General features: G+C 62.8%; 31 protein-coding genes and 1 pseudogene. 9 read left to right on the top strand and 23 right to left on the bottom strand.

The window, feature by feature from the left end; translation table 11 throughout:
- Window positions 1–44 precede the first annotated feature (44 nt).
- Together HB778_RS23800 and HB778_RS23795 are read left to right on the top strand one after the other, a co-directional pair.
- Window positions 45–527, top strand: coding sequence for a peroxiredoxin (locus HB778_RS23800; protein WP_183457475.1), 483 nt, complete (start codon window positions 45–47; stop codon window positions 525–527).
- Window positions 528–619: 92 nt separating this feature from the next.
- Window positions 620–1,096, top strand: coding sequence for a DUF2938 domain-containing protein (locus HB778_RS23795; RefSeq protein WP_183457473.1), 477 nt, complete (start codon window positions 620–622; stop codon window positions 1,094–1,096).
- 107 nt (window positions 1,097–1,203) lie between these two features.
- On the opposite strand, the gene HB778_RS23790 is transcribed toward HB778_RS23795, so the two are convergent.
- The 15 genes and pseudogenes from HB778_RS23790 to coxB form a co-directional block, all read right to left on the bottom strand.
- Window positions 1,204–1,515, bottom strand: a complete 312-nt coding sequence (locus HB778_RS23790; protein WP_183457471.1) for a type II toxin-antitoxin system RelE/ParE family toxin — start codon at window positions 1,513–1,515, stop codon at window positions 1,204–1,206.
- A complete protein-coding gene (locus tag HB778_RS23785) occupies window positions 1,505–1,786 on the bottom strand; it encodes a ribbon-helix-helix domain-containing protein (RefSeq protein WP_183457469.1) in 282 nt (93 codons plus the stop codon). Before HB778_RS23785 ends, HB778_RS23790 begins: the two co-directional genes overlap by 11 nt.
- 107 nt (window positions 1,787–1,893) lie before the next feature.
- On the bottom strand, window positions 1,894–2,472 hold the full coding sequence (locus tag HB778_RS23780; RefSeq protein WP_183457467.1) for a histidine phosphatase family protein: 579 nt from the start codon (window positions 2,470–2,472) through the stop codon (window positions 1,894–1,896).
- A gap of 40 nt (window positions 2,473–2,512) precedes the next feature.
- Window positions 2,513–3,046, bottom strand: coding sequence for a ribonuclease HI (rnhA, locus tag HB778_RS23775; RefSeq protein ID WP_183457465.1), 534 nt, complete (start codon window positions 3,044–3,046; stop codon window positions 2,513–2,515).
- The gene (locus tag HB778_RS23770) at window positions 3,043–4,020 is read right to left on the bottom strand and encodes a homoserine kinase (protein ID WP_183457463.1); all 978 of its coding nucleotides are present in this window, start codon (window positions 4,018–4,020) and stop codon (window positions 3,043–3,045) included. The genes rnhA and HB778_RS23770 overlap by 4 nt, the downstream gene beginning before the upstream one ends.
- 5 nt (window positions 4,021–4,025) lie before the next feature.
- The gene (gene ispH / locus HB778_RS23765; RefSeq protein WP_183457461.1) at window positions 4,026–5,036 is read right to left on the bottom strand and encodes a 4-hydroxy-3-methylbut-2-enyl diphosphate reductase; all 1,011 of its coding nucleotides are present in this window, start codon (window positions 5,034–5,036) and stop codon (window positions 4,026–4,028) included.
- Between the two features lie 103 nt (window positions 5,037–5,139).
- A complete protein-coding gene (locus HB778_RS23760; RefSeq protein WP_183457459.1) occupies window positions 5,140–5,895 on the bottom strand; it encodes an SURF1 family protein in 756 nt (251 codons plus the stop codon).
- Window positions 5,892–6,278 (bottom strand): DUF983 domain-containing protein, encoded by a 387-nt coding sequence (locus tag HB778_RS23755; protein ID WP_183457457.1) that lies wholly within the window; start codon window positions 6,276–6,278, stop codon window positions 5,892–5,894. Before HB778_RS23755 ends, HB778_RS23760 begins: the two co-directional genes overlap by 4 nt.
- A gap of 21 nt (window positions 6,279–6,299) precedes the next feature.
- Window positions 6,300–6,812, bottom strand: coding sequence for a L,D-transpeptidase family protein (locus HB778_RS23750; RefSeq protein ID WP_432421204.1), 513 nt, complete (start codon window positions 6,810–6,812; stop codon window positions 6,300–6,302).
- A 73-nt stretch (window positions 6,813–6,885) separates the two neighbouring features.
- Complete coding sequence (locus tag HB778_RS23745) at window positions 6,886–7,767, bottom strand: cytochrome c oxidase subunit 3 (protein WP_183457455.1); 882 nt, start codon at window positions 7,765–7,767, stop codon at window positions 6,886–6,888.
- A gap of 5 nt (window positions 7,768–7,772) precedes the next feature.
- Window positions 7,773–8,402, bottom strand: a pseudogene (locus HB778_RS23740) (cytochrome c oxidase assembly protein); the annotation flags it as partial.
- Complete coding sequence (locus HB778_RS23735; protein ID WP_096458982.1) at window positions 8,402–8,560, bottom strand: hypothetical protein; 159 nt, start codon at window positions 8,558–8,560, stop codon at window positions 8,402–8,404. The pseudogene HB778_RS23740 and the gene HB778_RS23735, both read right to left, overlap by 1 nt.
- Window positions 8,561–8,562: 2 nt before the next feature.
- Window positions 8,563–9,507, bottom strand: a complete 945-nt coding sequence (locus HB778_RS23730) for a heme o synthase (protein WP_183457453.1) — start codon at window positions 9,505–9,507, stop codon at window positions 8,563–8,565.
- A gap of 74 nt (window positions 9,508–9,581) precedes the next feature.
- Entirely contained in the window at window positions 9,582–11,234 is a 1,653-nt protein-coding gene (gene ctaD, locus HB778_RS23725) for a cytochrome c oxidase subunit I (RefSeq protein ID WP_183457451.1), read from the bottom strand.
- Between the two features lie 38 nt (window positions 11,235–11,272).
- A complete protein-coding gene (coxB, locus tag HB778_RS23720) occupies window positions 11,273–12,157 on the bottom strand; it encodes a cytochrome c oxidase subunit II (protein WP_244661585.1) in 885 nt (294 codons plus the stop codon).
- Between the two features lie 376 nt (window positions 12,158–12,533).
- Between coxB and HB778_RS23715 the strand changes: the two genes are divergently transcribed.
- From HB778_RS23715 to HB778_RS23690, 6 genes are all read left to right on the top strand, one after another.
- On the top strand, window positions 12,534–13,094 hold the full coding sequence (locus HB778_RS23715) for an invasion associated locus B family protein (RefSeq protein ID WP_183457447.1): 561 nt from the start codon (window positions 12,534–12,536) through the stop codon (window positions 13,092–13,094).
- Window positions 13,095–13,256: 162 nt separating this feature from the next.
- Complete coding sequence (tldD, locus tag HB778_RS23710; protein ID WP_183457445.1) at window positions 13,257–14,669, top strand: metalloprotease TldD; 1,413 nt, start codon at window positions 13,257–13,259, stop codon at window positions 14,667–14,669.
- Window positions 14,670–14,734: 65 nt separating this feature from the next.
- Window positions 14,735–15,442, top strand: coding sequence for an NAD-dependent deacylase (locus HB778_RS23705; protein WP_183457444.1), 708 nt, complete (start codon window positions 14,735–14,737; stop codon window positions 15,440–15,442).
- Window positions 15,443–15,526: 84 nt separating this feature from the next.
- Window positions 15,527–15,802 (top strand): AbrB/MazE/SpoVT family DNA-binding domain-containing protein, encoded by a 276-nt coding sequence (locus HB778_RS23700; protein ID WP_183457443.1) that lies wholly within the window; start codon window positions 15,527–15,529, stop codon window positions 15,800–15,802.
- Complete coding sequence (locus HB778_RS23695) at window positions 15,789–16,178, top strand: type II toxin-antitoxin system VapC family toxin (RefSeq protein WP_183465202.1); 390 nt, start codon at window positions 15,789–15,791, stop codon at window positions 16,176–16,178. Before HB778_RS23700 ends, HB778_RS23695 begins: the two co-directional genes overlap by 14 nt.
- Window positions 16,179–16,331: 153 nt before the next feature.
- Window positions 16,332–17,036 (top strand): transglutaminase-like cysteine peptidase, encoded by a 705-nt coding sequence (locus HB778_RS23690; protein WP_244661584.1) that lies wholly within the window; start codon window positions 16,332–16,334, stop codon window positions 17,034–17,036.
- Between the two features lie 204 nt (window positions 17,037–17,240).
- Here the strand turns inward: HB778_RS23690 and HB778_RS23685 are convergent, their stop codons facing one another.
- The 4 genes from HB778_RS23685 to HB778_RS23670 form a co-directional block, all read right to left on the bottom strand.
- Window positions 17,241–17,513: a hypothetical protein gene (locus HB778_RS23685; protein ID WP_183457442.1), complete on the bottom strand. Its 273-nt coding sequence runs from the start codon at window positions 17,511–17,513 to the stop codon at window positions 17,241–17,243.
- A 239-nt stretch (window positions 17,514–17,752) separates the two neighbouring features.
- The gene (locus tag HB778_RS23680; protein ID WP_183457441.1) at window positions 17,753–20,227 is read right to left on the bottom strand and encodes a caspase family protein; all 2,475 of its coding nucleotides are present in this window, start codon (window positions 20,225–20,227) and stop codon (window positions 17,753–17,755) included.
- Between the two features lie 191 nt (window positions 20,228–20,418).
- On the bottom strand, window positions 20,419–21,654 hold the full coding sequence (locus HB778_RS23675; protein WP_183457440.1) for a class I SAM-dependent RNA methyltransferase: 1,236 nt from the start codon (window positions 21,652–21,654) through the stop codon (window positions 20,419–20,421).
- Window positions 21,651–22,415 (bottom strand): TlyA family RNA methyltransferase, encoded by a 765-nt coding sequence (locus HB778_RS23670; protein WP_183457438.1) that lies wholly within the window; start codon window positions 22,413–22,415, stop codon window positions 21,651–21,653. Before HB778_RS23670 ends, HB778_RS23675 begins: the two co-directional genes overlap by 4 nt.
- 162 nt (window positions 22,416–22,577) lie before the next feature.
- Here HB778_RS23670 and HB778_RS23665 point away from each other — a divergent pair, with 162 nt between their 5' ends.
- A complete protein-coding gene (locus HB778_RS23665; RefSeq protein WP_183457436.1) occupies window positions 22,578–22,979 on the top strand; it encodes a GFA family protein in 402 nt (133 codons plus the stop codon).
- Here the strand turns inward: HB778_RS23665 and HB778_RS23660 are convergent.
- The 4 genes from HB778_RS23660 to HB778_RS23645 all read right to left on the bottom strand — a co-directional run bounded on the left by HB778_RS23660 (window position 22,976) and on the right by HB778_RS23645 (window position 26,738).
- Entirely contained in the window at window positions 22,976–23,263 is a 288-nt protein-coding gene (locus tag HB778_RS23660) for a hypothetical protein (RefSeq protein WP_183457434.1), read from the bottom strand. The genes HB778_RS23665 and HB778_RS23660 overlap by 4 nt on opposite strands.
- A gap of 149 nt (window positions 23,264–23,412) precedes the next feature.
- Entirely contained in the window at window positions 23,413–25,326 is a 1,914-nt protein-coding gene (gene dxs, locus HB778_RS23655; RefSeq protein WP_183457432.1) for a 1-deoxy-D-xylulose-5-phosphate synthase, read from the bottom strand.
- Between the two features lie 184 nt (window positions 25,327–25,510).
- Window positions 25,511–26,431 (bottom strand): pirin family protein, encoded by a 921-nt coding sequence (locus tag HB778_RS23650; RefSeq protein WP_183457430.1) that lies wholly within the window; start codon window positions 26,429–26,431, stop codon window positions 25,511–25,513.
- 40 nt (window positions 26,432–26,471) lie between these two features.
- The gene (locus HB778_RS23645; RefSeq protein WP_027035955.1) at window positions 26,472–26,738 is read right to left on the bottom strand and encodes a DUF2277 domain-containing protein; all 267 of its coding nucleotides are present in this window, start codon (window positions 26,736–26,738) and stop codon (window positions 26,472–26,474) included.
- Window positions 26,739–26,767 lie beyond the last annotated feature (29 nt).

The following is a 26,767-nucleotide window of genomic DNA, read 5'->3' as shown; positions in this document are numbered from 1 at the left end:
GCTACGCAAGCATGCATCCTTCCCATTCCCCAAGCGAGGAACTCATGACCATTTCCGTTGGCGACAAGCTGCCCGAGGTAACCTTCAAGACAATGACCGCCGACGGCGCCAAGGCGATCACGTCGGCCGAGATTTTCCCGGGCAAGAAGGTAGTCCTGTTCGGTGTTCCCGGCGCCTTCACGCCGACCTGCAGCAACAACCATCTGCCCGGCTATCTCGAAAACCATGACGCCATCCTGGCGCGTGGCGTCGACACCATCGCCGTCGTTTCGGTCAACGACGTTCATGTCATGGGCGCCTGGGCGCACTTCACCGGCGGCGAAGGCAAGATCTTGTTCCTCGCCGACGGCAGTGGTGATTTCGCCAGGGCGGTCGGGCTCGACAACGACCTTTCCGCCGCCGGCATGGGCCTGCGCTCGAAGCGGTTTTCGATGATCATCGACGACGGCAAGGTCACCGCGCTCAATGTCGAGACCAAGCCCGGCGTCGACGAGTCCGGCGCGGCTCATATTCTCGGACAGCTCTGAGCTTCAACGACGGCGTCGGGCGAGGCCGCAACAGTCGGCCTGACCGACAACCGCTTGCGCTTGAGAATTGCCGGCTTTCGGGGGATCCAGCAATGTTTGACGTCATCTGGCGCGCTATCGCGATCGGCATCGGCGCCACCATACTGATGGATCTCTGGGCCCTCTTTTTGCATAAGGCGTTTGGCCAGCCACGGCCGAACTGGGGACCTGTCGGTCGCTGGGTCTGGCACCTCACCGACAAGGTCTTTCACAACGATATTGGCGAGGCAGAGCCTTACGCGCATGAAGTCGCGCTCGGTTGGGCCTTTCACTATTTCGTCGGCATCGTCTACGGCATCATCCTGGTCGTGCTGGCCGGAGCCGGCTGGCTTGCCGCGCCGACCTTCATGCCGGCCTTCATCCTCGGCATCGTCACCGTCGGCGCCGGCTGGTTCCTGCTGGCACCCGGCATGGGCGCCGGATGGGCAGCCTCGAAGCGGCCCAATCCGATGCAGATCCGGGCGCTCAACCTGGTCTCTCACACAGTGTTCGCGCTCGGGCTTTGGGGCACGGCGCTGGTGATCCGCTAGACACCTAAAGCGCGTCGCGTTGAAACGGATTCATGCGAAGCGCTTTAGGTGCATCTTTTTGTGCAGGTCGTTCTCCCAAAACCGAGGTCACTTTTGGGCGACATGCATTAGAACAGACGGTTCAGATCCCGCCGCCCGTCTACCACACGGACGATTTCAACCCACTCGACTGGGCCGTCGTCGGTGTCCGGAATCGTTTCGTAGAGCAGTACAAACGGCGCCTCCACCAGCATTCGTGCGGAAGGCCTGATGTCCGGTCGCCTAACACCCATTCGCGGCTGGTCTGCCAGTTGCATGGCCCGCGCTTCCAACCGATCATAATAGCGATCGGCCGCTCGTATGTTTTCACTGCCTACTATCACGTAGATATCGATCAGGTCCGCCCTGGCTGCGGGTGACCAGACCAGCCTAACGGCCATTCGGCGAGGCTTCCGTTAGCTTTTGCCGAGCTTCCTTTCGCAAAGCGTCGAAATCCACAGGCTCCGGTCTCCCGCTTGCCTTGCCTTCATCCCACAGCTGTCGCAGCCGGCGGATATCTTCGTGCCGCAGCTCGCGCTTGGCCAGCCAATCCCGCACTGCTTCACGCACAATCTCGCTTGCGGTGGCATACTCGCCCGCTTCCACAGCCTCTCGCATGAGGGCTGCCTGTTGTGGGGTCACAGCCACGCTCATTTTTTCAACATTTGCCATGCTGGGTCCTTATGGCATTGCTCCATGGTAGGAAATATTACTCCCATCCATGTCCTTGAGCAACGCCACCGGAAGAGCCTATCCTAACCTATGCGCACTCTCGCGGGTCAAGGCAGCCTGTCGATCGGCCGCCATCCATGCATGACACGGTGCGCGCCGATATCGTAGGCAAAATAGTTGCCGCCGCCGGCCGGCTGATCCGCTTCGCGGCTGATTTCCCGTCCGCTGAGAGACAGCAACAGGAGCGTTCCAACTCCTCCATGGCCAACGACAGCGATGTCGCCGGCCTCATCGCCGCCGAGCACGGCCTCGACCTCGCTGATAATGCGTTGCTGCGCATCGATCGCCCGCTCCCACTCGCGAATACTTTTGTGCGGATTGGCGAAGAACTGGTCGGCAACCGCTTCGAACTCCGGCGGCGGCAGAAAGCCCGTCGCGGACCGGTCGTTCTCATGCATCCGTTCCCTGACCTCCACGGCAAGGCGGAGATGGCCTGCGAGTATCTCAGCGGTTTCTATCGCCTTTCGCTCGCCCGATGACACGATACGCCTGATTGAACCGACCCATGGCTGATCGAGCATGGCAACGGCTCTCGCCCGCCCGACGTCTGATAACCCCCATTCCGGCACGGGAATGGCGGCATCGATCTGCACCTGGGGATGCGTGACATAGTAGAGGATCGGCATGATTAAGGTTCCCGCCTGAGCGCCGACCAGCTGCTGGAACTCAATAGCTCTGGGTCGAACGACGAGCCTTCGTGGCTGCCGGCTGCTTCGGCTGGGCATCCGGCTTCGGCGCCGACACCGCTGGCTTGAAAGAGCCTTTCTTGAACGGCGCCATTCCTTCCCTGGCCAACTCGTCGGCGCGCTCGTTCTCGGTATGGCCGGCGTGGCCCTTGACCCAGTTCCAGGTGACCTTGTGGCGCCGATTGGCTTCATCCAGCGCCTGCCACAGCTCGCCGTTCTTGACCGGCTTCTTGTCGGCGGTCTTCCAGCCGTTCTTCTTCCAGCCATGGATCCACTTGGAAATGCCGTCCATGACATATTTGCTGTCGGTGTGAAGCTCGACGGTGCAAGGCTCCTTCAGCGCATTCAACGCCGAGATGGCGGCCAGCAACTCCATGCGGTTGTTGGTCGTTTCGGCCTCGCCGCCGGAAAGCTCCTTTGTGGTGCCGTTGAAGCGCAGGATGGCACCCCAGCCGCCAGGACCGGGATTGCCCGAGCAGGCGCCGTCGGTGAAGATCTCAACCTGTTTGCTCATGATACCCCGTATTCGGCCAATCCATATTCCGAAGCCGATTTGATTGCCCGATGGAATCGCATCCGCCTGATATATTCGGTCGGGTCGCGTTTCATCACCAGCCCGCCATCGGGAACGGTGAGCCAGTCGTAGAGCCGGGTCAGCATGAAACGCAACGCCGAACCGCGCGCCAGCATCGGCAATGCCGCCTTTTCCTGCCCGCTCAGGGAACGCACGCTCTGATAGCCGGCAAGCAGTGCCTTCCCCTTGGTGAGGTTGAAGGAAAAATCCTTCTCGAAACACCACGCGTTGAGGCAGGTGGCGACATCATAGGCGTAGAGGTCGTCGCAGGCGAAATAGAAGTCGATCAGGCCCGACAGCTTTTCGCCGAGGAAGAAGACATTGTCCGGAAAAAGATCGGCATGGATGATGCCTGCCGGAAGGTCCTTCGGCCAGTTGCGCTCGAAATCGGCGAAATCGGCGTCGACCTCGGCTGCGAGGCCCGGCTCGACCTCGTCGGCGCGGTCGCGGGCCGCGTTCCAAAGCTTGCGCCAACCGTCGATGGCGAGCGCGTTCGGGCGGGTCATCGGGAAATCGGCACCGGCCAGATGCAGGGCGGCCAGCGCCTTGCCGACCTCGGCACAGTGCGTTGCCGTCGGCCGCCGCAGCGAGAGCCCTTCGAGGAAGGTGATGATAACCGCCGGCCGGCCGGCCAGCGTGCCGATGACGCTGCCGTCATGCGCGATCACCGGCAGCGGACAGGACACACCCTTGTTGGCGAGATGACCCATCAGCCCAAGGAAAAACGGCAGATCCGCCTTCTCGACCCGCTTCTCATAGAGCGTCAGGATGTAGGAGCCGCTGGAGGTGTGGAGCAGAAAGTTGGAGTTTTCCGTGCCCTCCGCGATGCCCTTGTAGGACAGGAGATCGCCGACCGGATAGTGTTTCAGGAAAGCGCCGAGTTCGCCCTCCGCAACGTCGGTATAGACCGCCATCTGCCTTACGCGGCCCCATTGACGAAGGCCATGTCGGCCGGCGTCAGTTCGACATCGCGCAGTACCCGCATGACCGGAAAATCCTCTGTTTCGGTGGCCGTGATGGCCAGGTCGATGGTGACATCGAAGCGCTGGCGGAACGCGTCGATGATCTCGTCGACGATGATCTCCGGCGCCGATGCCCCGGCCGACAGGCCGAGCGTCGAAATGTTGCCGATGTCATTCCACGGAATCTCGGCGGCGCGCTGCACGAGAAGCGACATGGTGGCGCCGGCACGCTCCGCCACTTCGACAAGGCGGCGCGAATTGGAGGAATTGGGGGCGCCGACGATCAGATAGAGATCAGCGCCGGGGGCGGTATCCTTGACCGCCTCCTGGCGGTTGGTGGTGGCGTAGCATATCGATTCCGCCGCCGGCGCCTTCAGGTCGGGAAAGCGGTCCTGCAGCGCACGGATGATGCCGGCGGTGTCCTCGACCGACAGCGTGGTCTGGGTGACGAAGCCGAGCGCCTTCGGATCGGCGGGCACCAGCCTGGCGGCATCGGCCTCGGTCTCGATCAGCGTGACCGCGCCCTCCGGCAATTGTCCCATCGTGCCGATCACCTCGGGGTGTCCGGCATGACCGATCAACAGCACATGGCGGCCAAGCCGCTGATGGCGCATCGCCTGCTTGTGGACCTTCGAGACCAGCGGACAGGTGGCGTCGAGATAGAACAGGTTGCGCGCCTGCGCATCCGCCGGCACCGATTTCGGCACGCCGTGCGCCGAAAAGACGACCGGCGACTGCCGGTGTTCGGCCGGGATTTCGGAGAGTTCCTCGATGAAGACCGCGCCCAGGCTTTGCAGTCCCTCGACAACGTAGCGGTTGTGCACGATCTCGTGGCGGACATAGACCGGCTTGCCGTATTTCTTCAGCGCCAGCACGACGATCTGGATAGCACGGTCGACGCCCGCGCAGAAACCGCGCGGCTGGCAGAGCCGGATCGTCAGAGGAGGCTTGGCGATTGTCTGAAGCATTGAATCCTGGCCGGTTCGTCAGCGCCGAAATGAGGTGCCTACCCCTGTTCTGTCAAGAGCGGGCCCTGTCAAGGGCATCGGTAGAAAGGGGCGCTCCTTGCGTTCATTCCTCTTTCGCGGGGCGGCGAAGCCGCAGGATGAGCACAGCGGCGAGTGCCGCGGCAAGCCCATACCAGGTGACAGCATATTGCAGGTGGCTGTTCGGCAGGTCGATGATGGTGACGCCGCCGATCGGCAAACCGCCGGGATTGGGCGTCTTGTCGGCATCGATGAAGATCGGCACCAGCGTGAAACCGGCCGGCAGGCCGGCGCTCGCCGCCATCACGTCGCGGTCCTTCCAGTAGAAGATGTTCTTCGCCACATCATTGTCGGGAAGCATCATCGACGGTTTTGCCGGCAGCGGATTACGGGCAAGCCCGGTGATTGTCACCTTGCCGGAGACCTGCCCCTTGGCACGCTTGGCCGGGTCTTTCAGATCATAGGGGATGAAGCCGCGATTGATCAGGACGAAGCGGCCGTCATCAAGGGAGAGCGGCGTGTAGACGTTGAAGCCGGCGTCACCCTCCCAGGTCGCATAAAAATGCCGCTCGCCCGAATGCAGGAACGTGCCGGAGACCGTGACCGGCGTGTAGTCGACGTCGTCGGTCGCGGCGAATTGCTTCTCGACCTCGGCCAGCGGCCGTGGTGCCGAGTGGGTGCGCTGGTCGATGGTCTGCAGGAGACCTTCCTTCCAGTGCAGGCGCTGGACCTGCCAGGTGCCGAGCGCCAGCAGGATCAACAGCAGCACCAGGCCAAGGCCGAGCAGCAATGCCGATCGTGGCCGCGAACGGCCGCTTTCTTTGATGGACGCCTCGCTCATTCGCCGCGGTCCAGCCTGCCTTCGGCCGCCTTGTTGGCATATTGCAGGGTGAGCAGCACGCCCTTGATCAGCCGCAGCGCCGTCAGGCACAGCACCAGGGCCAAGGGGATCCAGATCAGCAGATGCAGCCACAGCGGCGGGCTCAGTGTCACTTCGACCCAGAGCGCCAGACCGACGATGATGAAGCCGATGATCAGGATGACGAAGACCGCTGGCCCGTCGCCAGCATCGGCGAAGGAATAGTCGAGGCCGCAATTGACGCAGCGTTTGCCGACGGTGAGGAAGCCGGAAAACAGCCGCCCCTCGCCGCAGCGCGGGCAACGGCCATGCAGGCCGGCCGATATCGGATCGATCGGCGGCCAGATCGCCTTATCTTCAGTCATGGATAGGGCCTTCACTCATCGCTATTGCTCGATCTCGATCGGTGTCCCATCGGCCACCATTGCCCAGATTTCGTCCATGTCGGAGTCCGTAACGGCAATGCAGCCGTCGGTCCAGTCGACCAATTGAAGCAGCCAGCCCCACCAGCCGAAACCATTCGGCTGGCCATGGATCATGATCATGCCGCCGGCATCGACATTGCGCGCCTTCGCCGCCGCCAGATCGTCGGCATTGGGATAGGAGATGTGGATCGATCTGTGCGCGATGCTGTCGGGGTTGCGCCAGTCGAGCATGTAGCGCCCCTCGGGCGTGCGCTGATCACCCTCCTGGTGCTTGTGGCCGACGGGATCGCCGCCGAGCGCAATGCTGTAGCTGCGCAGCACCTTGCCGTCGCCGATCAGTTCCAGCCGCCGTCCCGCCTTGTGGACACGCACCAGATCGGCCTTCTCAGCCGCAAGCGCCGGGAATGCCAGGAAGATGAATGCGCAAATCGCCCAGGGAATTGTCAGCCGCATCGGCAATCGATCGGCGATCATTGCGCCGAAAACAAGAAGGCGGCCGCGTCGCCGCGGCCGCCCCTCCTTGAAATCAAAGTCCCCAAAGACTGGATCAGTGACCTTCGATCACCGCGCCGGCAGATCCCCAAACATAGATCGCCGAGAACAGGAACAGCCAGACCACGTCAACGAAGTGCCAGTACCAGGCGGCCGCCTCGAAGCCGAAATGCTGCTTGGGGGTGAAATCGCCCTTCATCGCCCTGACTAGGCAGACCAGCAGGAAGATGGTGCCGATGATGACATGGAAGCCGTGGAAGCCGGTCGCCATGAAGAAGGTGGCGCCGTAGATGGAATCCTTGAAGCCGAACGGAGCGTGGATGTACTCGTAGGCCTGCACCATGGTGAACAGCATGCCGAGGCCGACGGTCAGCACCAGGCCGTTGACCAGGCCCTTGCGGTCGCCATGGATGAGCGAATGGTGCGCCCAGGTGACCGTGGTGCCTGACAAGAGCAGGATGATGGTGTTGTAGAGCGGCAGGTGGAAGGGATCGAGAACCTCCATGCCCTTCGGCGGCCAGACACCACCGGTAAAGGTGTGGCGCGCGTAGTTCTGGACCTCACCGGCAAAAAGGCTGGCGTCGAAATAAGCCCAGAACCAAGCGACGAAGAACATCACCTCCGAGGCGATGAACATGATCATGCCGTAGCGCAGATGCAGCGACACGACCCGCGTATGATGGCCCTCATGCGCTTCCTTGATCGTGTCCGACCACCAGGCGAACATGGTGTAGAGGACGATCACGATGCCGATGAAGAACAGCCACGGATTGGCAATGTTGAAGCCGAAGATCGGGAAGGAACCACCCTTCAGGTACTCCATGAGGCAGACACCGCCAAAGGCGGTGACGAGCGCCCCCACCGACCCCAGGAAAGGCCACGGGCTTGGGTCGACGAGATGATAGTCATGCTGTGGTTTTGCGTGCGCGTCTGCCATATCAACCCCCCGAGATTTGCTTCGGTATTGGAAATTGTCTTGCTGTTGCCCTGGACCGGCTCCGAGGAGGCGACCGGCTTGGTCTTCTCGACCGGGAACATCGTGTAGGACAAGGTGATCGTCTTCACGTCCTTCAGTTCCGGCACATTGACGATATCGGGGTCCACATAGAACAGGACCGGCATGTCCAGCGTCTCGCCGGGCTTCAGCGACGTATCGGTGAAGCAGAAGCACTCGACCTTGTTGAAATACGGACCCGCCAGTTCCGGCTGCACGTTGAAGGTGGCGCGGCCGGTGACGGGGCGATCGAACTTGTTGGTCGCCTGATAATGCGCCTGCACGGTCTCGCCGATCTTCATGGTCATCGAGCGCTGGACCGGCTGGAATTCCCACGGCACGCCGGCAATATTGGCGTCGAAGCGCACGGTGATCTCGCGGTCAAGCACGCGGCCGGCATACTGCTTCTCGACGCGTTGCGTCTTGCCGCCATAGCCGGTTGCTTGGCAGAACATCTTGTAGAGCGGCACGGCGGCATAGGCCATGCCGATCATGCCGGTAAAGAAGGCGAGGCAGACCGCCGCGACGATCGCGTTGCTGTTCTTGCCGGCTGGCTTCTTGGAGATCTCGACGCTCATCACATCGTGCCTAGATTGTGGCCGAACTTGATGATCGTGGCGATGTAGAAAATGACGACCAGCACCGCCAGCGCCACGCCGATGGCAACCGAACGGCTGCGCTGGGCCTTCTTCTGGCGATCGGTCAGCGTGACCGTTTCAAGCTTTTCCTCGACCATGATCATGCCCCACCCATGGCAAGCGCGCGTTCGACAACGCTGTCGGCCAGGTAGGCAGCGAAGATGGCGAAGAGATAAAGCAGCGAATAGGCAAACAGCGCCTTGGCCGGCTTCATGACGCGGTCATCGTCGGCCATGCCGAGCACTTTCCACGCATACCAGACAAAGCCAACGCCCAGCAGCACGGCGGCCACGCCATAGAAAGGCGTGGTGTAACCGAGCAGCCACGGCAGCACGCCGACCGGGGCCAGCGCCAGCGCATAGGCGAAGATCTGACGGCGCGTCGACGCATGGCCGGCGACATTGGGCATCATCGGGATGCCGGCGCGCTCATAGTCCTCGGACTTGAACAGTGCCAGTGCCCAGAAATGCGGCGGCGTCCATAGGAAGATGATCAGGAACAGGACGATGCTTTCGAGGCTGACCGACCCGGTCACCGCGGCCCAGCCGATGACCGGCGGGATCGCACCGGCAGCGCCACCGATGACGATGTTCTGCGGCGTCCAGCGCTTCAGCCACATCGTGTAGACGACGGCATAGAAGAAGATGGTGAAGGCCAGCAGCGTCGCCGACAGCCAGTTGACCAGCACGCCGAGCGTCATCACCGACAGCACCGAGAGCACCAGGCCGAAGCTGAGCGCCTCGTGCGGCTGGATGCGACCGGACGGCACCGGACGGCTGGCCGTCCTGGTCATCACCGCGTCGATGTCGGCGTCGTACCACATGTTGAGCGCACCCGAGGCGCCGGCGCCGATGGCAATGGACAATATGGCGATCACAGCCAGCAGCGGGTTGATGGTCAGCGGGGCGGCGACCAGCCCGACAAAGGCGGTGAACACCACCAGCGACATGACGCGCGGCTTCAGCAGGGCGAAGAAATCGCCCGCCGTCGCTTCCGACATGCGGAAGCCCGCTTCGTCAATGCTGGTTTCGTCGACTAGGGCCATGCGTACTCAGTCCATCATTCCGTTGGCCAAAACCGCCGGCGGGCCGGCGGTTTCGTATTCGGGCGGGAAGCCGCTTACTTGATCTTCGGCAGCTGCTCCCACTGGTGGAACGGCGGCGGCGAAGGCAGCTGCCATTCGAGCGTGGTGGCGCCCTCACCCCATGGGTTGGCACCGGCGATCCGCTTCTTCTGGAAGGCTTCGAACACGCCGTAGAGGAAGATCGCCACACCGACGGCCGAGATATAGGAGCCGATCGACGACACATAGTTCCAGCCGGCAAACGCGTCCGGATAGTCGATGGTGCGGCGCGGCATGCCGGCGAGGCCGAGGAAATGCTGCGGGAAGAAGATCAGGTTGACGCCGACGAAGGTCACCCAGAAATGGGTGTTGGCGATGACAGGGGAGTACATGTAACCGGTCATCTTCGGGAACCAGTAGTACCAGCCGGCGAAGATGGCGAACACCGCACCCAGCGACAGCACGTAGTGGAAGTGGGCGATGACGAAATAGGTGTCATGCAGCGAGCGGTCGAGGCCGGCATTGGCCAGCTGAACGCCGGTAACGCCACCGATGGTGAACAGGAAGATGAAGCCCAGCGCCCACAGCATCGGCGTCTTGAACGAGATCGACCCGCCCCACATCGTCGCAATCCAGGAGAAGATCTTCACGCCCGTCGGCACCGCGATGACCATGGTGGCGAAGACGAAGTAGCGCTGCGTGTCGAGCGACAGGCCGGTCGTATACATGTGGTGCGCCCACACGATGAAGCCTACAGCGCCGATCGCGACCATGGCGTAGGCCATGCCGAGATAGCCGAACACCGGCTTCTTCGAGAAGGTCGAGATGACGTGGCTGATGATGCCGAAGCCCGGCAGGATCAGGATGTAGACTTCCGGGTGACCGAAGAACCAGAACAGATGCTGGAACAAGATCGGATCGCCGCCGCCATCGGGAGCGAAGAAGGTGGTGCCGAAATTGCGGTCGGTGAGCAGCATGGTGATGCCGCCGGCCAGGACCGGCAACGACAACAGCAGCAGGAAGGCGGTGACCAGCACCGACCAGGCAAACAGCGGCATCTTGTGCAGCGTCATGCCCGGAGCGCGCATGTTGAAGATGGTGGTAATGAAGTTGATGGCACCGAGGATCGACGAGGCACCGGCGATGTGGATCGACAGGATCGCCAGATCCATGGCCGGCCCGGGCTGACCCGAGGTCGACAGCGGCGGATAGAGCGTCCAGCCACCGCCGACACCGTAGGCGCCCGGCGCGCTCGGCACGAACATCGAGGTGAGCAGCAGGATGAAGGCCGGCGGCAGTAGCCAGAAGGAGATGTTGTTCATGCGCGGGAACGCCATGTCAGGAGCACCGATCATGATCGGCACCATCCAGTTGGCGAAGCCGCCGATCAGAGCCGGCATGACCATGAAGAAGATCATGATCAGCGCATGCGCGGTGGCGAAGGCATTGTACATGCTCTTGCCGCCGTCGACCGCTGCATCACCGTTCATGCCGTAGACCATCTGCGCCAGACCGCTGAAGATCTGGATGCCAGGCTCCTGCAATTCCATGCGGATGGCGACCGACAGGGCGCCGCCGATGATACCGGCCATGATCGCGAAGATCAGGTAGAGCGTGCCGATATCCTTGTGGTTGGTCGAATAAACCCAGCGCACCCAGCCATGATAAGGCTTGTGGTCGTGGCCGTCGTGAGCTGCAGCGTCTGCCATGTTCCGCTCCGTTCCCTAAATCTTGCTAACCCGCGGCATCAATTGCCGGCGGCCGCTACCTTGTTCTGGCCATCGACCTCGGCCATCAGCGTCTTGTTGGCGCCGGGCAGGTCGGTCTTGGCCGCAGCCAGCCAGGTCTTGAACTGCGCGTCGGAGACGACACGGATGGCGATCGGCATGAAAGCGTGGTCCTTACCGCAGAGCTGCGAGCACTGACCATAATAAAGACCTTCCTTCTCCGCCTTGAACCAGGTCTCGTTGGTACGTCCCGGAATGGCGTCGATCTTGATGCCGAAGGACGGCATAGCGAAGGAGTGGATCACGTCGGTCGCGGTGACGAGCACGCGCGTCATCGTGTTGACCGGCACCACCAACTCATTGTCGACGGCGAGCAGACGCGGGTAGACCTTGCGATCCTCCTTGCCGGCCTTGGCGCGATCGCCGTCCTGGAGGATGGCCGAATTGAAGGCGAGCGTGTTGTCGGTCTGGTATTCGTAGTCCCAGTTCCACTGGTTGCCGGTCGCCTTGACAGTGAGCTTGGCTTCTTCCGGCGGGGTGTACTGCGCGGTCAGGAGCTGGAACGAGGGAATGGCGAGGCAGAGCAGGATCACGACCGGGCCGACAGTCCAGATCACCTCGATCAGCGTGTTGTGGCTGGTCTTGGAGGGAACCGGGTTCGCGCTCGCGCGGAATTTGACGATGCAGTAGGCGAGGAGGAGGAGCACCAGAATGGTGATCGGAACGATGAACCACATCGTGTAGTTTCCGAACCACTCGATCTGCCGCATCATGTCGGTCGCCGGCGCCTGGAAAGTCGTCTCCCAAGCCACGGGCTGATCGGCATGGGCGGACGTGCCGGCGAAAAACGCGGTGGCAGCCCCAGCACTGGCTAGAAACTTGGCGTCTGCTAGGAAATTTCTCATCGCCCTCTTCGTCTCCCAGTTCCTCGCGGCTGCGCCAACGAGAATAACGAACAATGCCAGGACGGGAATCCCGACAGTCTCAAGGTGGTTCAAACCATACTCTTTTTCCCTCCGCAAGAAAGGAGCGGAGGAAACTGTGCGGCATTTTTGCGCGCAAGCTGACACGGCTCTTCCGGGGCAGCGGCCGTGGCGGCGAATCGCGTATGTCCGGAAGGTTGCCTGCCTCATGCCGGCGGGGTTCGCGAAGCGTCGTAATTCAGGCGAATTTGGCAGGGAAAAGCGCGGTATTGCCTGTTTCGGGACAGTTCGGCCGTGGTCTCGTCCTTTACTTGGCATTGGCGCGGCTTAAAGTGCCGTGATTCGCAATGGAGCCGTCATGAACTCTTGGCTTTCGAGACTGAGGCATACGAGACTGGGACGTTCGATCACCTTGGCGAAAGCCATTTTTGTGATTGCCCTGTCCGCGGCCGGTCTGCTGGTCGCCAGTCAGGCCAATGCCGCCCAGCCGAGCGGCACGGTGCGCTCGACGCATGGCGCCTGGTCGATCATTTGCGACACGCCGGCGGGTGCCACCTCCGAACAATGCGTGATGATGCAGAATGTCGTCGCCGAGGATCGTCCGGAGATGGGGCTGTCGGTCGTCGTGCTGCGCACCGCCGACAACAAGGCCGAGATCCTGCGCGTGCTGGCGCCGCTCGGCGTGCTTTTGCCGAACGGACTCGGACTCAATGTCGACGGCAAGGACATCGGCCGCGCCTATTTCGTGCGCTGCTTCCAGGATGGCTGCTATGCCGAAGTCATTCTCGAAAAGCCGCTGCTGGACACGCTGAAGACCGGCACGTCGGCGACGTTCATCGTCTTCCAGACGCCTGAAGAAGGCATCGGCATCCCTGTCGACCTCAAGGGTTTTGCCGACGGCTTTGCCGCCCTCCCCTGATCCCGAGCTTGGCGCAGAACCGGGTTCTGACGCAGAATTCCTGAATGCCGCATCAGCCGGCCGTTGCCATTCGCTGACGCCGATCCTCATTGCTGATTGTCTCGGCGCGGCTTCGCGCCTACATCGGGGGAAACGAGCTCTCTTCCCACGAACGGATGCGCCATGAACAGCCTGATCGGCCAATTCGACATTTCAGACGATCGTATCAAGCAGATCGTCGCCGACACCATCAACGGCGCCGATGACGGGGAACTGTTTCTCGAATACAGCGAGAGCGAAGCGCTGATGTTCGACAATGGTCGGCTGAAGACCGCCAATTTCAACACCGACCAGGGCTTTGGCCTGCGCGCGGTCGCCGGTGAAGCCAGCGGCTACGCCCATTCGAGCGACCTGTCCGAGGCCTCGCTGCTGCGCGCGGCGGCTGCCGTCTCGACCGTCAAGGGCGGCTATTCCGGTACGCTTGCCGCTGCACCTGCCCGCACCAACCGCCATCTCTACGGCGACGAGAATCCGATCCCCTCGCCCTCCTTCGAGGCCAAGGCAAAGCTGCTGCAGGAAATCGACGCCTGGCTGCGCGCCGAGGATCCGCGCGTGCGCCAGGTGACGGCCTCGCTCGCCGCGTCCTGGCAGCATGTCGAGATCGTGCGCGCCGACGGCCAGGTGGTGCGCGATATCAGGCCGCTGGTGCGCATCAACGTCTCGGTCGTGGTCGGCGACGGCGACCGCCAGGAAAGTGGCTCCTACGGCATGGGCGGACGCAAGGCGTTCGGCGACTTCCTGATCGAGGACAGCTGGAAGCACGCAGCCAAGGAAGCGCTGCGGCAAGCTCTGGTCAATCTCGAGGCGATCCCCGCCCCGGCCGGCACATTCGACATCGTGCTGTCCAGCGGCTGGCCGGGGGTCATGCTGCACGAAGCCGTCGGACACGGGCTCGAAGGCGACTTCAACCGCAAGAAGACATCGGCCTTTGCCGGCCTGCTGGGCCAACAGGTCGCCGCCAAGGGCGTCACCGTCGTCGACGACGGCACCATCCCCGAGCGACGCGGCTCGCTCACCGTCGACGATGAAGGCACGCCTTCGGCCCGCAACGTGCTGATCGAGGACGGCAAACTGGTCGGCTACATGCAGGATCGGCAAAACGCCCGGCTGATGGGCATGAAAGCCACCGGCAACGGAAGGCGCGAAGGCTATGCGCACCAGCCGATGCCGCGCATGACCAACACCTATATGACGTCCGGCGACATGGAGCCGGATGAGATCATCGCTTCGGTCAAGAACGGCATCTACGCCGTCTCCTTCGGCGGCGGCCAGGTCGACATCACGTCGGGCAAATTCGTGTTCGGCTGCACCGAGGCCTACATGATCGAGAACGGCAAGGTGACGCAGCCGATCAAGGGGGCGATGCTGATCGGCAACGGGCCGGATGCCATGCACCGCGTCTCGATGGTCGGCAACGACATGAAACTCGACAATGGCATCGGCATGTGCGGCAAGGCCGGACAGGGCGTACCGGTCGGCGTCGGCCAGCCGCATCTCCGGATGAACCAGATGACGGTCGGCGGCACACGGGTTTGAGGCTCGGGGCCGTTCCGGTATATCACCCGCCAAAGTGATGTTTCCGAATCCAAGCGGCCCCGACCATGTCCAGATCCAAGATCGTCATCCTGACAGGCGCTGGCATTTCGGCGGAATCGGGCGTCGCGACCTTTCGCGATCCCGATGGCGTCTGGGCGAAATTCGATCTCGAAGACGTTGCGACACCCGAAGGCTTTGCCCGCGATCCCGCCAAAGTGCAGGATTTCTACAATATGCGCCGGCGGCAGATGGACAGCGTCGAGCCGAACGCCGCCCATGCCGCACTGGCCAGGCTCGAGCGCGAAGTTCAGGGCGACATCCTCCTCGTCACCCAGAACATCGACGATCTGCATGAGCGCGCCGGCTCGCGGAAACTGATCCATATGCATGGCGAACTCGGCCGCGCGCTTTGCCAGGACTGTGGCGCAAGCAGCGCCTGGACAGGTGACATCACCGTTCAATCCGGATGCCCGGCCTGCGGCTCAAGAGGCAAGCTGCGGCCTGATGTGGTCTGGTTCGGCGAGATGCCTTACCGCATGGAAGAGATCGGCGAAGCGCTGACGCATTGCGACCTGTTCCTGGCGATCGGAACGAGCGGCAGCGTCTACCCGGCGGCCGGTTTCGTCGAGGAGGCCCGTGCCGCCGGCGCCTTGACGATCGAACTCAATTTGAAATGCGCAGGCTGGGCCTCGCGCTTCGACGAGCAGATGGAAGGACCGGCGACGCAAGTGGTTCCTGCCTTCGTCGAGCGTATCCTTTCGGAAGCAGGCTGACGCTGCCGCGCGCGGGATCTCGTGGATTGAATTCCAACCGCTAAGGGTATATCTTACCTTTGTCTTACACTGAGGTAGGCTACAATGGCCGGCTCCGAAAAGCTCACCACCACCGTCTCGACCAAGGGGCAAGTGATCCTGCCGAGCGCGATCCGCAAACGCAGGGAATGGGGCGCCGGCACCCGCCTGGAGGTCGAAGACACGCCGGAGGGCGTTCTTTTGAAGCCAGCACCTGCCTTCGCCGCAACCCGGCCTCAAGACGTCTTTGGTTTCCTGCCCCATAACGGCAGGCCGAAGACACTTGAAGACATGGATGCGGGCGTTCTCGCCGAAGCACGGCGGCGGCATGCTCGCGATTGATACCAATATTGTCGTTCGGTACCTGACCAACGACCATCCCGAGCAATCCTCGCGCGCCCGGCGCGTCATCGATGACCGACAGGTATTTGTCGCTGTGACGGTTATCCTGGAAGCCGAGTGGGTGCTGCGCAGCGCCTACGGCTATCACCAGGCCACTGTCGTCAGAGCTTTGCGGGCGTTCGGCGGCCTTCCCACGGTTGAAATCGAAGACGCGGCGCTTGTCTCTTCCGCGCTCGATCTGGTCGAGGCCGGTGTGGATCTCGCGGATGCGCTACACCTCGGCAAGTCGGCGCATTGTACGGGATTCGTGACCTTCGACCGCAAATTGATCAAGGCGGCGCAAGCGGCGGGGCTTGGGGACGTGCAAGAAGCATAGTGATGACGCCGTGGCACAGTGGCCTCGTGCTGGCGTCCCGACGCGTTTGCAGACCGCGAACACGAACATGTTAACGCCTTCTTAAATGTTTAATTGATCGTGCGCCGTCACCACATTACCGTTGATCGGTGCTCTCGTACGGTGGTGTTGCCAGTGCTGCGTTCCCTCGGCGTCCTGACTTCCTCGTTCCTGCTTGGCAGTGTTTCGCTGATTGGTGCAACTTCGTTGGATGTCGGTTCGGCTTCAGCGCAATCCACTTTACTCAAACAGTCGACATTGCTCAGGAAGACGCAACCATCCGCGGATGCCTTGCGCTTCGCCTCGGTTGGTGGACGTACCAGCGTTCCTTACGGCTGGCTCGATTTCTGCCATCGCCGGCCAAAAGAGTGCAAGGTCCCCGCGCTGCCGGCCACGAACGTCAAGCTGACCGCACAGAACCTGCGCATCCTCAATCGGATAAACCTCAAGGCAAACAACGACATCAAGCCCGTCAGCAATTTCGAGCACTGGGGCACGATGGTAGACCACTGGGATTACCCGGTTGACGGCAAGGGCGACTGCAAGATCTACGCACTCTACAAGCGCAAGCTTCTTCAGGAGGCTGGGTTCCCCCGGCAGGCGCTGCTGATGACCGTGGTGCACGATCTTGACAATGAAGGCCACACCATCCTGACGGTGAAAACCGACAAGGGCGATCTCGTCCTCGACAATCTGGTCGACGAAATCAGGCCCTGGAACGCGACCGGCTACTACTTCCTGAAACGCCAGTCGCAGCAGAACCCGAATATCTGGCTGTCGATCAACCAGCGGGGTGGCACGCCGAAGACCCTAACAAACGTTGCCAAACTCGTAGACTGAGAGGCTGTCAGGGCCGCAGCGGTCAATGCTGTTGGGCGAGTTACCCAACCGTCAAGATGGCGAATGCCACCCGCGTACTTTCTGCCCTAGTCCGGCCTATGTGGGAGCGGCTTCAAACGAAACCGGGCTCATATTTTCCGAAATTGCCGCCAGCCTCCCCGGTAGAGCAGGCTGGCAGCGAACCTCCGCCGCGACGGCGGTTGATCAGGTGGGTTTGCCGCCGTTCTTCTTGCAGTCGGCCCGGAATTTCTCGCGCGCCTTGCCGTGCAGCTTCTTGGCGTCGGCAAGGGCTGAACATTGCTTCGAAATAGCGGTTTTCTCCGGCGTCATGGCAGTCGCCGGCGCCTTCTTCATGGGGGCGGCCGTGGTGGCGGCCGGCGCAGTGGTCGTCGTGGCCGCCGTCGTCGCTGCCGCGGCGACTCCCGTCGCGATGAAACCGGCCACGGCGATAGACGTCAGAACGCTTGCAATCCTCATTATGGTTACTCCCTTGAGGCCCCCCGGCACTGACTGGGTATCAGCGAGCCGGGGCGCCGCGCAATCTTGGCTGTAGCCAACCACGCAGTTGTGATCTGATCGGGGGTTGCCGCAGCGGCCCGGCCATATCTTGCCGCCAACCCGGCACAGCCGCCTCACCTCACACAACGCGACCGGCGATGCGTTTCAAGCCTTACGCATGTCACGACCCGAGCCGGGCCACCTCCGGGCGACATGTGCTATTTCTTGCAAGCGGGCTCATTGGGGTGCCCGCAAGACGGCTTCTTGACGGCTGGCGGCTGCGGCTTTGGCTGCGCCTGCGGCTGCCGGTGCACCTGCTGGATCTCCTGCTTCGGCTGGGCGTGGAACTCCGGCCTCTGCGGCTTCGGTTGACCCTGCACCTTCAGCTGCGGATTGCCATTGTTGACCTTGAATTTCTGCTGGACATTGCCACCACCGTTTCCGTTGGCGGGCAGCTTGTGGAATTTGGGACCGTTGCCATTGCCCTGTGCCCCACCGCCTTGCCCATTGGCCTGGCCGTTCGTCTGGCCACTGCCTTGGTTGTGAAGCTTCTTGAACTTGCCATTGGGCGGATTCTGGCCTGAATTCTGGCCATTGAGCGCCGAAGCGTTGTTCGCTCCATTCGCCGCAGGCGTGCCGTTGGCGTCAGGAATCTTGCGGAGCTTCTTGCCAGTCTTGCCGGTACCGTTCTGGCCCTGCCCATTGCCTTGGCCATTGGCCCCGTTTTGCCCATTCACCACCGGGTTACCGGTCACGGCGTTTCCACCTGTCGTGACCTGCTTGTTCAAGAGCTTCTTGGACTTGTTGTTGGGCAGGTTCGGGTTGGTGGGCAGGTTCTGTCCATTCAGCACCGGGTTCCCGGTCACGGCGTTTCCACCTGTCGTGCCCTGCTTGTTCAACAGCTTCTTAGACTTGTTGTTGGGCAGGTTCGGGTTGTTGGGCAGGTTCTGTCCATTCAGCACCGGCTTGCCATTGACGAGCGGCAGCGTCTTGCCGTCGGCGCCGGGCAAGGCATGACCTGTCAGCTTGTCGGCAGGCAAGGTCTTCGACAGCGGCGTGGCACCTCCGGGCTGCTGGCCACCCTGCCCCGGCTTCAGCGGCAGGCCGCCCGGGTTCTGCTTGGACAGCACGGCTTCTTTCTTCTGCAGAAGAGCTGGCAGCGCCACCTTGGTCGCCAGTGCGGCCGCACCCAGGCCCACGGCGCCGGCGGTCAGTTTCTGGCCCGTGGTGAGGCCGCCGCCCTGGTTGTTGTTCTCGTTGACCGTCGTGTTGTTGATGATCGTGGTGTTGTGGATGTTGTTGAAGATGACATTGTCCGGCGGTGGGAAGATGTCATGCGGCGGGTTGACCCACGCCGGCACGGGCACAAAGACCGGTGTCGGCAGAAGGAAGACACCGACCGGCGGCGGCGGTGGCGGCAATTCGATGAAGTCGCGCGGCCGTGGCGGCAGGAAGATCACCGTCACGGGCGGCGGCGGATCGAAATCGAAATCGGGGTCGTCGAAATAGAGTACGGGACGGTCGACGTAGACGATTTCCTCCTCCGGCGGCGGCGGCACGTCATAGGCGTAGACGGTGAAATCTTCCGGGGGCTCCAGGGCCGCTTCGAAATGCTCGAGCCGGCGGCGGGCATCCCAGGCATGCGGGCCATGCGGGTAGCGCCGGAGATATGACCAGTAGGCTTCCGGCGTGTCCCGTAGCCAGGTTTCGCGCCAAGTGATCGCCTCGCGCCGCGCTGCGATGATGGCGCGCACGCGCTTGGCCATCGGATCGTGCGGATAGGCGCCGACGAAATCCTCATAACCGCGCAGCGTATCGCGATCGAGCGCCGCTACATAAGCGTCGTGGGCATCGAAGTCGCGGATTTCCCTGGTCCGGTTGGCCTGGGATTCGGCCTCCGAAACCTTCGGCGCGGGCGCATCCGGGGCACGATCGAAAAACACGAAGGGCGCGCTGATCTTCGAGGCGTTCCAAGGCACTTCGGCCCCTTGCGTCACTTCGTTGACGCGCAGGCGCGTGCGGTCGAACACATCGTCGAGCGACAGGCCGCCGTCGCGCATCATCTCGGCCAGCGCCTGGGCATAGGCGCCGTACGGGCCCTTGCCTTCCAGCGCGACGGTGCCCGGGGCGGCGTTGAAGGCGATCAGCATGTTCGGGTCGGGATCGACCAGTGCGAGGCCGCCGGCCAGCGGCTGGTTCGTTTGCGGGAATGCATTCGGTCGCGCCGCGTCGAGCACGACGATGTTGACCTTCGTCGGCAGGCCAGCCAGCGACTTGGTGACGTCGGAGAGCCGCATCGCCTGGAGCGGGACGTCGGCTGGATTGGCGATCTGGGCATCGACCGGCAGGAAGTAGTTCTCGCCTTCGAACTGCACACCTTGGCCGGCGAGGTAGACGAAGACGACCGCGTCGGGTCCGGCGGCGGAGACCTTGCCGAGGAAGTCGCGCAGCGCGCCGCGCAGCGACTCCTGATCTACATCACGGGCGCCGACCACATCGAAACCGGCAGCCTGCAAGGTCTGCGCGATCAGTCCGGCGTCGTTGGCGGGTATCACCAGCGCGCCGGACGGATAGGCAGCGTTGCCGATGACGAAAGCGAGGCGTTTTTGCTGTTGCGCGAGCGCGCCCGTCGCCGAGGCGGCGACGACAAGCAAGAGGACGAATAAACTGAGGAATTTCTGGAGCATCCGCATTTCAGGCCACCATGGGTAAAGAGCCGACGCTGTCGAGGCCCTTCCCCTCCTCCAGCGATCTGGACTAGATGGGCGCAAAGAGGCGGCTTTGCGGCGCGATCTCGGCAGGTTGGGATCGAGTATAGCCCAACTGGCGATTTCAAGGAAAAGTGATCGCTTTCTGTCCGCGCGGCAGTCGAACCGAGATCCGCCTATCGGCGCTTCTTGGGCTTTTCCAGTAGCGCGACAGCCTCGACATGGGGCGACCACAGGAACTGGTCGATCGGCGTCACGCTTTTCAGTTGATAGCCACCGTCGATGAGGATGCGCAGGTCGCGCGCCAGCGTCACCGGGTTGCAGGACACCGCGGCAACGAAGGGAACATCAGAGCGGGCGATCTGCTTCGACTGATCCTCGGCACCTGCCCGCGGCGGGTCGAAGACAAGGCCGTCGAAGGCATTCAATTCCTTGAACGTCAGCGGACGGCGAAACAGGTCGCGGCGTTCGCCCGTCACCCGCTTCAAGCCGGTGGCGAAACGTGCCCCCCGGTCGAGCGCTGAAAGTGCGGCCGCATCGCCTTCCACCGCATGGACTTCCGACTTCGCGGCCAACCGCAAGGCAAAGCTGCCGCAACCGGCGAAAAGATCGGCGACCTTCTTGGCGCGCTTCAGATGTGTGCCGACAATCTCGGCCATGGTCTGTTCGGCGGCCTCGGTCGCCTGCAGGAAGGCGCCAGGCGGCACGGCGACGGCAACGCTGCCGAACATCACCACGGGCTTCCTCGGTTCGATGACGATCTCGTCATCGATGGACAGTCTGGCAAAGCCTTGCGCAAGGACGAAGTTGGAGGCGATGCGGCGCTGGTGTTCGCCGAGCTTGCCGGACTCATGCACCGCAACGTCGAGGCCGGAACCGGTCACGGTGACCGCCATCCGGAACGATTTGGTGGTGGCGCATATCAAATCGGCGAGCGCCCTCAGCCGGTCGAGCGCGGCGACGATCTCGGGCAGCGAGATCGGGCATTCCGATATGGAAATGATTTCCGGCGACAGATGGCGGTTGAAGCCGAGCAGCATGCCCGTCTCGGCGCGCCGCGCGGCAAGCACGACACGGCGGCGCGTGTGCGGCGCGCAGGCGACCAGCGGATCGATGTCGCAATCGAAGCCCTTCAGGGCGTGCACCACCTTGTCGCGTTTCCACTGGCGATAGGCCTCGGTCTCGAAATGCTGGAGGGCACAGCCGCCGCATTCGGTGAAATGGCGGCAGGCCGGATCGATGCGCAGTGGTGAGGCTTCCAGCACCGCCATCAGCGTGGCGCGATCCCGTTCGCGCGCGGCGGTGACAACCTCGCCCGGCAGCGTGAAGGGAATGAACAGGTCGCCGCTTTCGGTCTCGGCAATGCCGTCGCCCTGGGCGCCCAGCTTTTTGATGGTGAAGCGCGCGCTCATCGATCCTTGATCCCACCGAGCAGGAATTCACGATTGCCGTCGCCGCCTTCGATCGGCGACAGATGCAGGCCGAGCGAGCGCCAGCCAGGAACGGCATCCAGCCAATCCTGCAGCAGGCCGGCGACACGGGCGGCATCGAAGGGATCTTTCAACAGACCACCCTTGCCGATCGCCTCGCGACCCGCCTCGAATTGCGGCTTGACCAGAAAGATCGCGGCGGCACCGGGCTTCGCAATCGCGAGCGCCGGCGGCAGCGCCAGTTTGAGCGAAATGAAGCTGACGTCGGAAACGATGAAATCCGGAATGCGGCCGGCAAGATCCGTAGCGGTGAGATCGCGGGCGTTCAGCCCCTCGATGACCGTCACGCGCGGGTCCTTGCCGACATCGGGATGCATCTGGCCATGACCGACATCGATTGCCGTGACATGGGACGCACCGCGTTCGAGCAGCACCTGGGTAAACCCGCCTGTCGAGGCACCAATATCTAGCGCCTCGCGGCCGGCCGGATCGAGGCTGAAATGGTCGAGCCCGCCGATCAGCTTCAGCGCCGCGCGCGACACATAGCCCTGCGCCGGATCATCGATGGCAACAAGGCATTGCGGCGAAACGTTCTGACCGGGCTTGCGGGCAATGGTGCCGTCAACCGTCACCGTGCCGCGCTCGACCGCGTCGCGGGCACGCGAGCGGCTGGCAAACAGGCCGCGCTGGACGAGCAGGTCGTCGAGCCGCTGGCGTGTGCTGGCTGGCAGAGGCGAGTTCATCGGCCTTCATGGCGAAAGCCGGCAGCGAAGGCAAGGACATTGGGACGGAACAAGGAAAGACCGTCGAGCACATCAGGCCGCGTAGCGGCTTGCGTGCATCGCATCGGGTCCGGCAAAATGGTAATAGGAGAACCTCCATCGTCGCAACTCGGGGGAGAATGAATGCTGACGGGAACCTGCCACTGCGGCGCGGCCCACTGGACCCTTGAAGGCGATCCCGGGCCGATCACAGCCTGCAACTGCACACTTTGCCGTCGCTATGGCGTGCTCTGGGCCTATGATTATATCGACGAACGCATACGCGTTTCCGGACCGATGACCAGCTATACGCGCGCCGGAAAGGATACGCCGTCGCTCGAAATCCTGTTCTGCCCGACCTGCGCCTGCGTGCTGGCCTGGCGCGGCTTGGGCGCCGGCGCGTCTGATCGAACACGCATCGCCGTCAATGTGCGGCTGGCGCCGCCCGAGGCCGTCGCCGATCTGCCAATCGACCATTTCGATGGCCTCGACACCTACGACGACTTGCCGCGTGATGGCCGCTGCGTGCGCGATATGTGGTTCTAGAAGATGGTGCGCGACACCTGGCGCTCGACGGCTGGAGACAAACCGTCGTCTCGCTCCCCCGAAGCTTGCTCACGTGGATGCTCAGCCGCAACCGGAGGCGCGGGGTCCGGCACGATCACGAGTTGCGGCACCTGCTTGTAGGAAAAGCCGCCCCTGATATTGCCCATCTTGCCGGCGACGATGCCCAGCGCTGCTTTTTCGAGATTGCGGTCATAGCGCGTCTCGGCGGCGACCGGCGCAATTATGATGGCCGATAGGGCCACGCCGCACAGAAGCGTCTTCATTCCAATTGTCTCCCTGCCTGACAACTGATCTAGCAGGGCGCCGTTGAAAAACGGCCAAGGGACACGGTAAGCAAAACGCCAAACGGCAGTGTTAACAATGCGTTACAAAATCAAGCCGGCAAACTGATTCAAGCGCTTGAGGTTCTGAATCAGGCGCGCTGGGCGCGGGCCGTATGCCCGAGCGCCGTGAATACGGTGCGCACGATGCCGGCGGCATCGAGGCCGGCATCGGCATACATCTTTTCCGGCTTGGCGTGGTCGGTGAAGACGTCGGGCAGCACCAGCGGGCGTACCTTCAGGCCGCTTTCCAGCAGTCCTTCATGGGCCAGAAACTGCAGCACATGGCTGGCGAAGCCGCCAATGGCGCCCTCTTCCACCGTCACCAGAACCTCATGCGAGCGGGCCAACCGCCGGATCAGATCCTGGTCGAGCGGCTTGGCGAAACGGGCATCGGCAACGGTGGTGGAAAGCCCGGCCGCGCCGAGTTCCTCGGCGGCGATCAGGCAATCCTGCAAGCGCGTGCCGAAGGACAGTAGCGCCACCTTTGTGCCTTCCCGCACGACGCGGCCTTTGCCGATTTCGAGAACCGAGCCACGCTCCGGCATGTCGACGCCGACGCCGTTGCCGCGCGGATAGCGGAAGGCGATCGGGCCATCATCATAGGCTGCCGCAGTGCGCACCATGTGGCGCAGCTCCGCCTCGTCGGCGGCCGCCATCACGACAAAGCCCGGCAGGCTTGCCAAGAAGGTGGTGTCGAACGCGCCGCAATGGGTGGCGCCATCGGCGCCGACGAAACCGGCGCGATCGATGGGAAAGCGCACCGGCAGTTTCTGGATCGCGACATCGTGCACGACCTGGTCATAGGCGCGCTGCAGGAAGGTCGAATAGATCGCCGCGAACGGCTTGTAGCCTTCGGTGGCGAGGCCGGCGGCGAAGGTCACCGCATGCTGTTCGGCAATGCCGACATCGAAGGTCCTGGACGGGAAGACTTCGCCGAACAGGTCCAGCCCCGTGCCGCTCGGCATGGCGGCGGTGACGGCGACGATGCGGTCGTCCTCACGGGCCTCCTGGATCAGGCTTTCGGCGAACACCTTGGTGTAGGCCGGTGCGTTGGCCGGTGCCTTGGCCTGTGCGCCGGTGATGACGTCGAACTTGTTGACGCCGTGATATTTGTCGGCGGCGGCTTCCGCCGGCGCGTAGCCCTTGCCCTTCTGGGTGACGACATGGATCAGCACTGGGCCTTCGCCATTGTCGCGGACGTTCTTCAGCACCGGGATCAGATGTTCGAGATTGTGACCATCGATCGGGCCGATGTGGTAGAAGCCGAGCTCTTCGAACAGTGTGCCGCCGGTGACATAGCCGCGTGCATGCTCGACCGCGCGGGTGATCGCGCGATCGGCGCGCTTGCCGAGATAGGACGTCAACTTCTTGCCGAAGTCGCGCAGGCCGGCATAGGCCTTGCCCGAGGCCAGCCGCGCCAGATAGGCGCTCATGGCGCCGGTCGGCGGCGCAATCGACATGTCGTTGTCGTTGAGGATGACGATGAGCCGGGCGTCGAGCGCGCCAGCATTGTTCATCGCCTCATAGGCCATGCCGGCCGACATGGCGCCGTCGCCGATGACGGCGATGACATTGTTGCGGCCGCCGGAGAGGTCGCGGGCGGCGGCCATGCCGAGACCGGCCGAGATCGATGTCGAGGAGTGGGCGGCGCCGAAGGGATCGTACTCGCTCTCGGCACGGCGGGTGAAGCCGGACAGGCCACCTTCCTGACGTAGCGTGCGGATGCGGTCACGCCGGCCGGTCAGGATCTTGTGCGGATAGGCCTGGTGGCCGACATCCCAGATCAGCCGGTCATCCGGCGTGTTGAAGACGTAATGCAGCGCCACCGTCAGTTCGACGACGCCAAGGCCAGCGCCAAGATGGCCGCCGGTGCGCGACACCGCGTCGACCAGTTCGAGGCGAAGCTCGGAAGCCAGTTGCGGCAGCTCGCTCTCGTCAAGCGCGCGCAAATCCGCCGGAATGCGGACCTTGTCGAGAAGCGGCGTATGCGGCGTTGCGTTCACGGGTGCTCAGGCTTTCTGTTCAACGGCGGGATAGGCCGCCGGCCTGCGAAAGTAAATGCGTGTCAGTGACGCGGGCCTGCTCCCAAAAGGACAGTGCGTCGAAACAGTCTATGCCCGCGCTTCCAAGTCCTTGTTTTCATGCATATCGTGGCCCCGAAACCGGGCCGCTTTTGGGCGATATTCATTAGTTTTCCGGCAGCGGAATAAACTCTTCCTCATCTCCAGGAACGATATCGAAGCGGCCCGTCTTCCATTCTTGTTTGGCCTGTTCGATGCGCTCCTTGGACGAGGAGACGAAATTCCACCAGATGTAGCGCTTCGAGCCGAGCGAGGCGCCGCCGAACAGCATGAAATGCGCGCCGCTTTGCGACGATATGATGATCTCGTCACCGGGCCGGAACACCAGCAGTCGCTCGGCCGGAAAGACGTCGCCTGAAATCGAAACCTCGCCTTCCAGTGTGTAGATGGCGCGTTCTTCGGCATCGGCCGGGATTTTCACGCTGGCGCCAGGCGTCAGCCTGAGATCGGCATAGAGCGTCTCGGTATCGGCCCGCACCGGGGAGCGCAGCCCCTGGAAATCGCCGATGACGATGCGGCCGCGGACGCCTTCGGCGTCGATTTCAGGGAGCCGCAAGGCCGCGGTGTTCTCGAACACCGGCGCCACTTCCTCCTTGCCGTCGGGCAGCGCCAGCCATGTCTGCAGGCCGGAGATCGACATCGGCGCGCCGCGCAACTCCTCGGGCGTGCGTTCGGAGTGGACGATGCCGCGGCCGGCGGTCATCAGGTTAACGTCGCCGGGCTGGATCACCATTTCCGTGCCGAGCGAATCGCGATGCCTGATCTTGCCGTCGAACAGATAGGTCACCGTCGACAGGCCGATATGCGGATGCGGACGGACATCCATCGCCTGGCCACCGCGCAGGATCGCCGGGCCCATCCGATCGAAAAAGATGAAGGGCCCGACCAGCCGCCTCTTGGCGGTCGGCAAAGCGCGACGGACCTCGAAGCCGCCAATGTCCTTGGCGTTCGGGATGACCATCAGCTCGATCTGGTCGCTGGCGAAGGCGTCGCCGGCTTCAGGGTCTTTCCCGGGAAAGAAGCTCATGGACTCTCCTTGTCAGCGGTCGTGGACCGCTTTGGCAGCGTCAGGCAAAGCGGATCGCCGCCTTTGCCCGCAGTTTGGCCGCCACCTCTTCGCGATTGCGCGGATGCTGATGGGTTTCGAGTGAATCGAGAAGTTCGCGCGCCGATGCCGCGATGGCCTCGACGGCGTGGTCGAACGCATGCTGGTTCTGTTTCGACGGGCGTGTCGTTCCGCTCAGCTTGCGGACGAACTGAAGGGCCGCGTCGCGCACTTCGTCATTGGTTGCCGGCGGATCAAAATTGAACAGGGTCTTGATGTTTCTGCACATCGCTTCCGTATCTCCTCTTGTCCAAGGCG

It is taken from the genome of Mesorhizobium huakuii, from assembly GCF_014189455.1.
Lineage (GTDB): Bacteria > Pseudomonadota > Alphaproteobacteria > Rhizobiales > Rhizobiaceae > Mesorhizobium > Mesorhizobium huakuii_A.
This window is presented reverse-complemented; position numbering and strand designations above follow the sequence as displayed.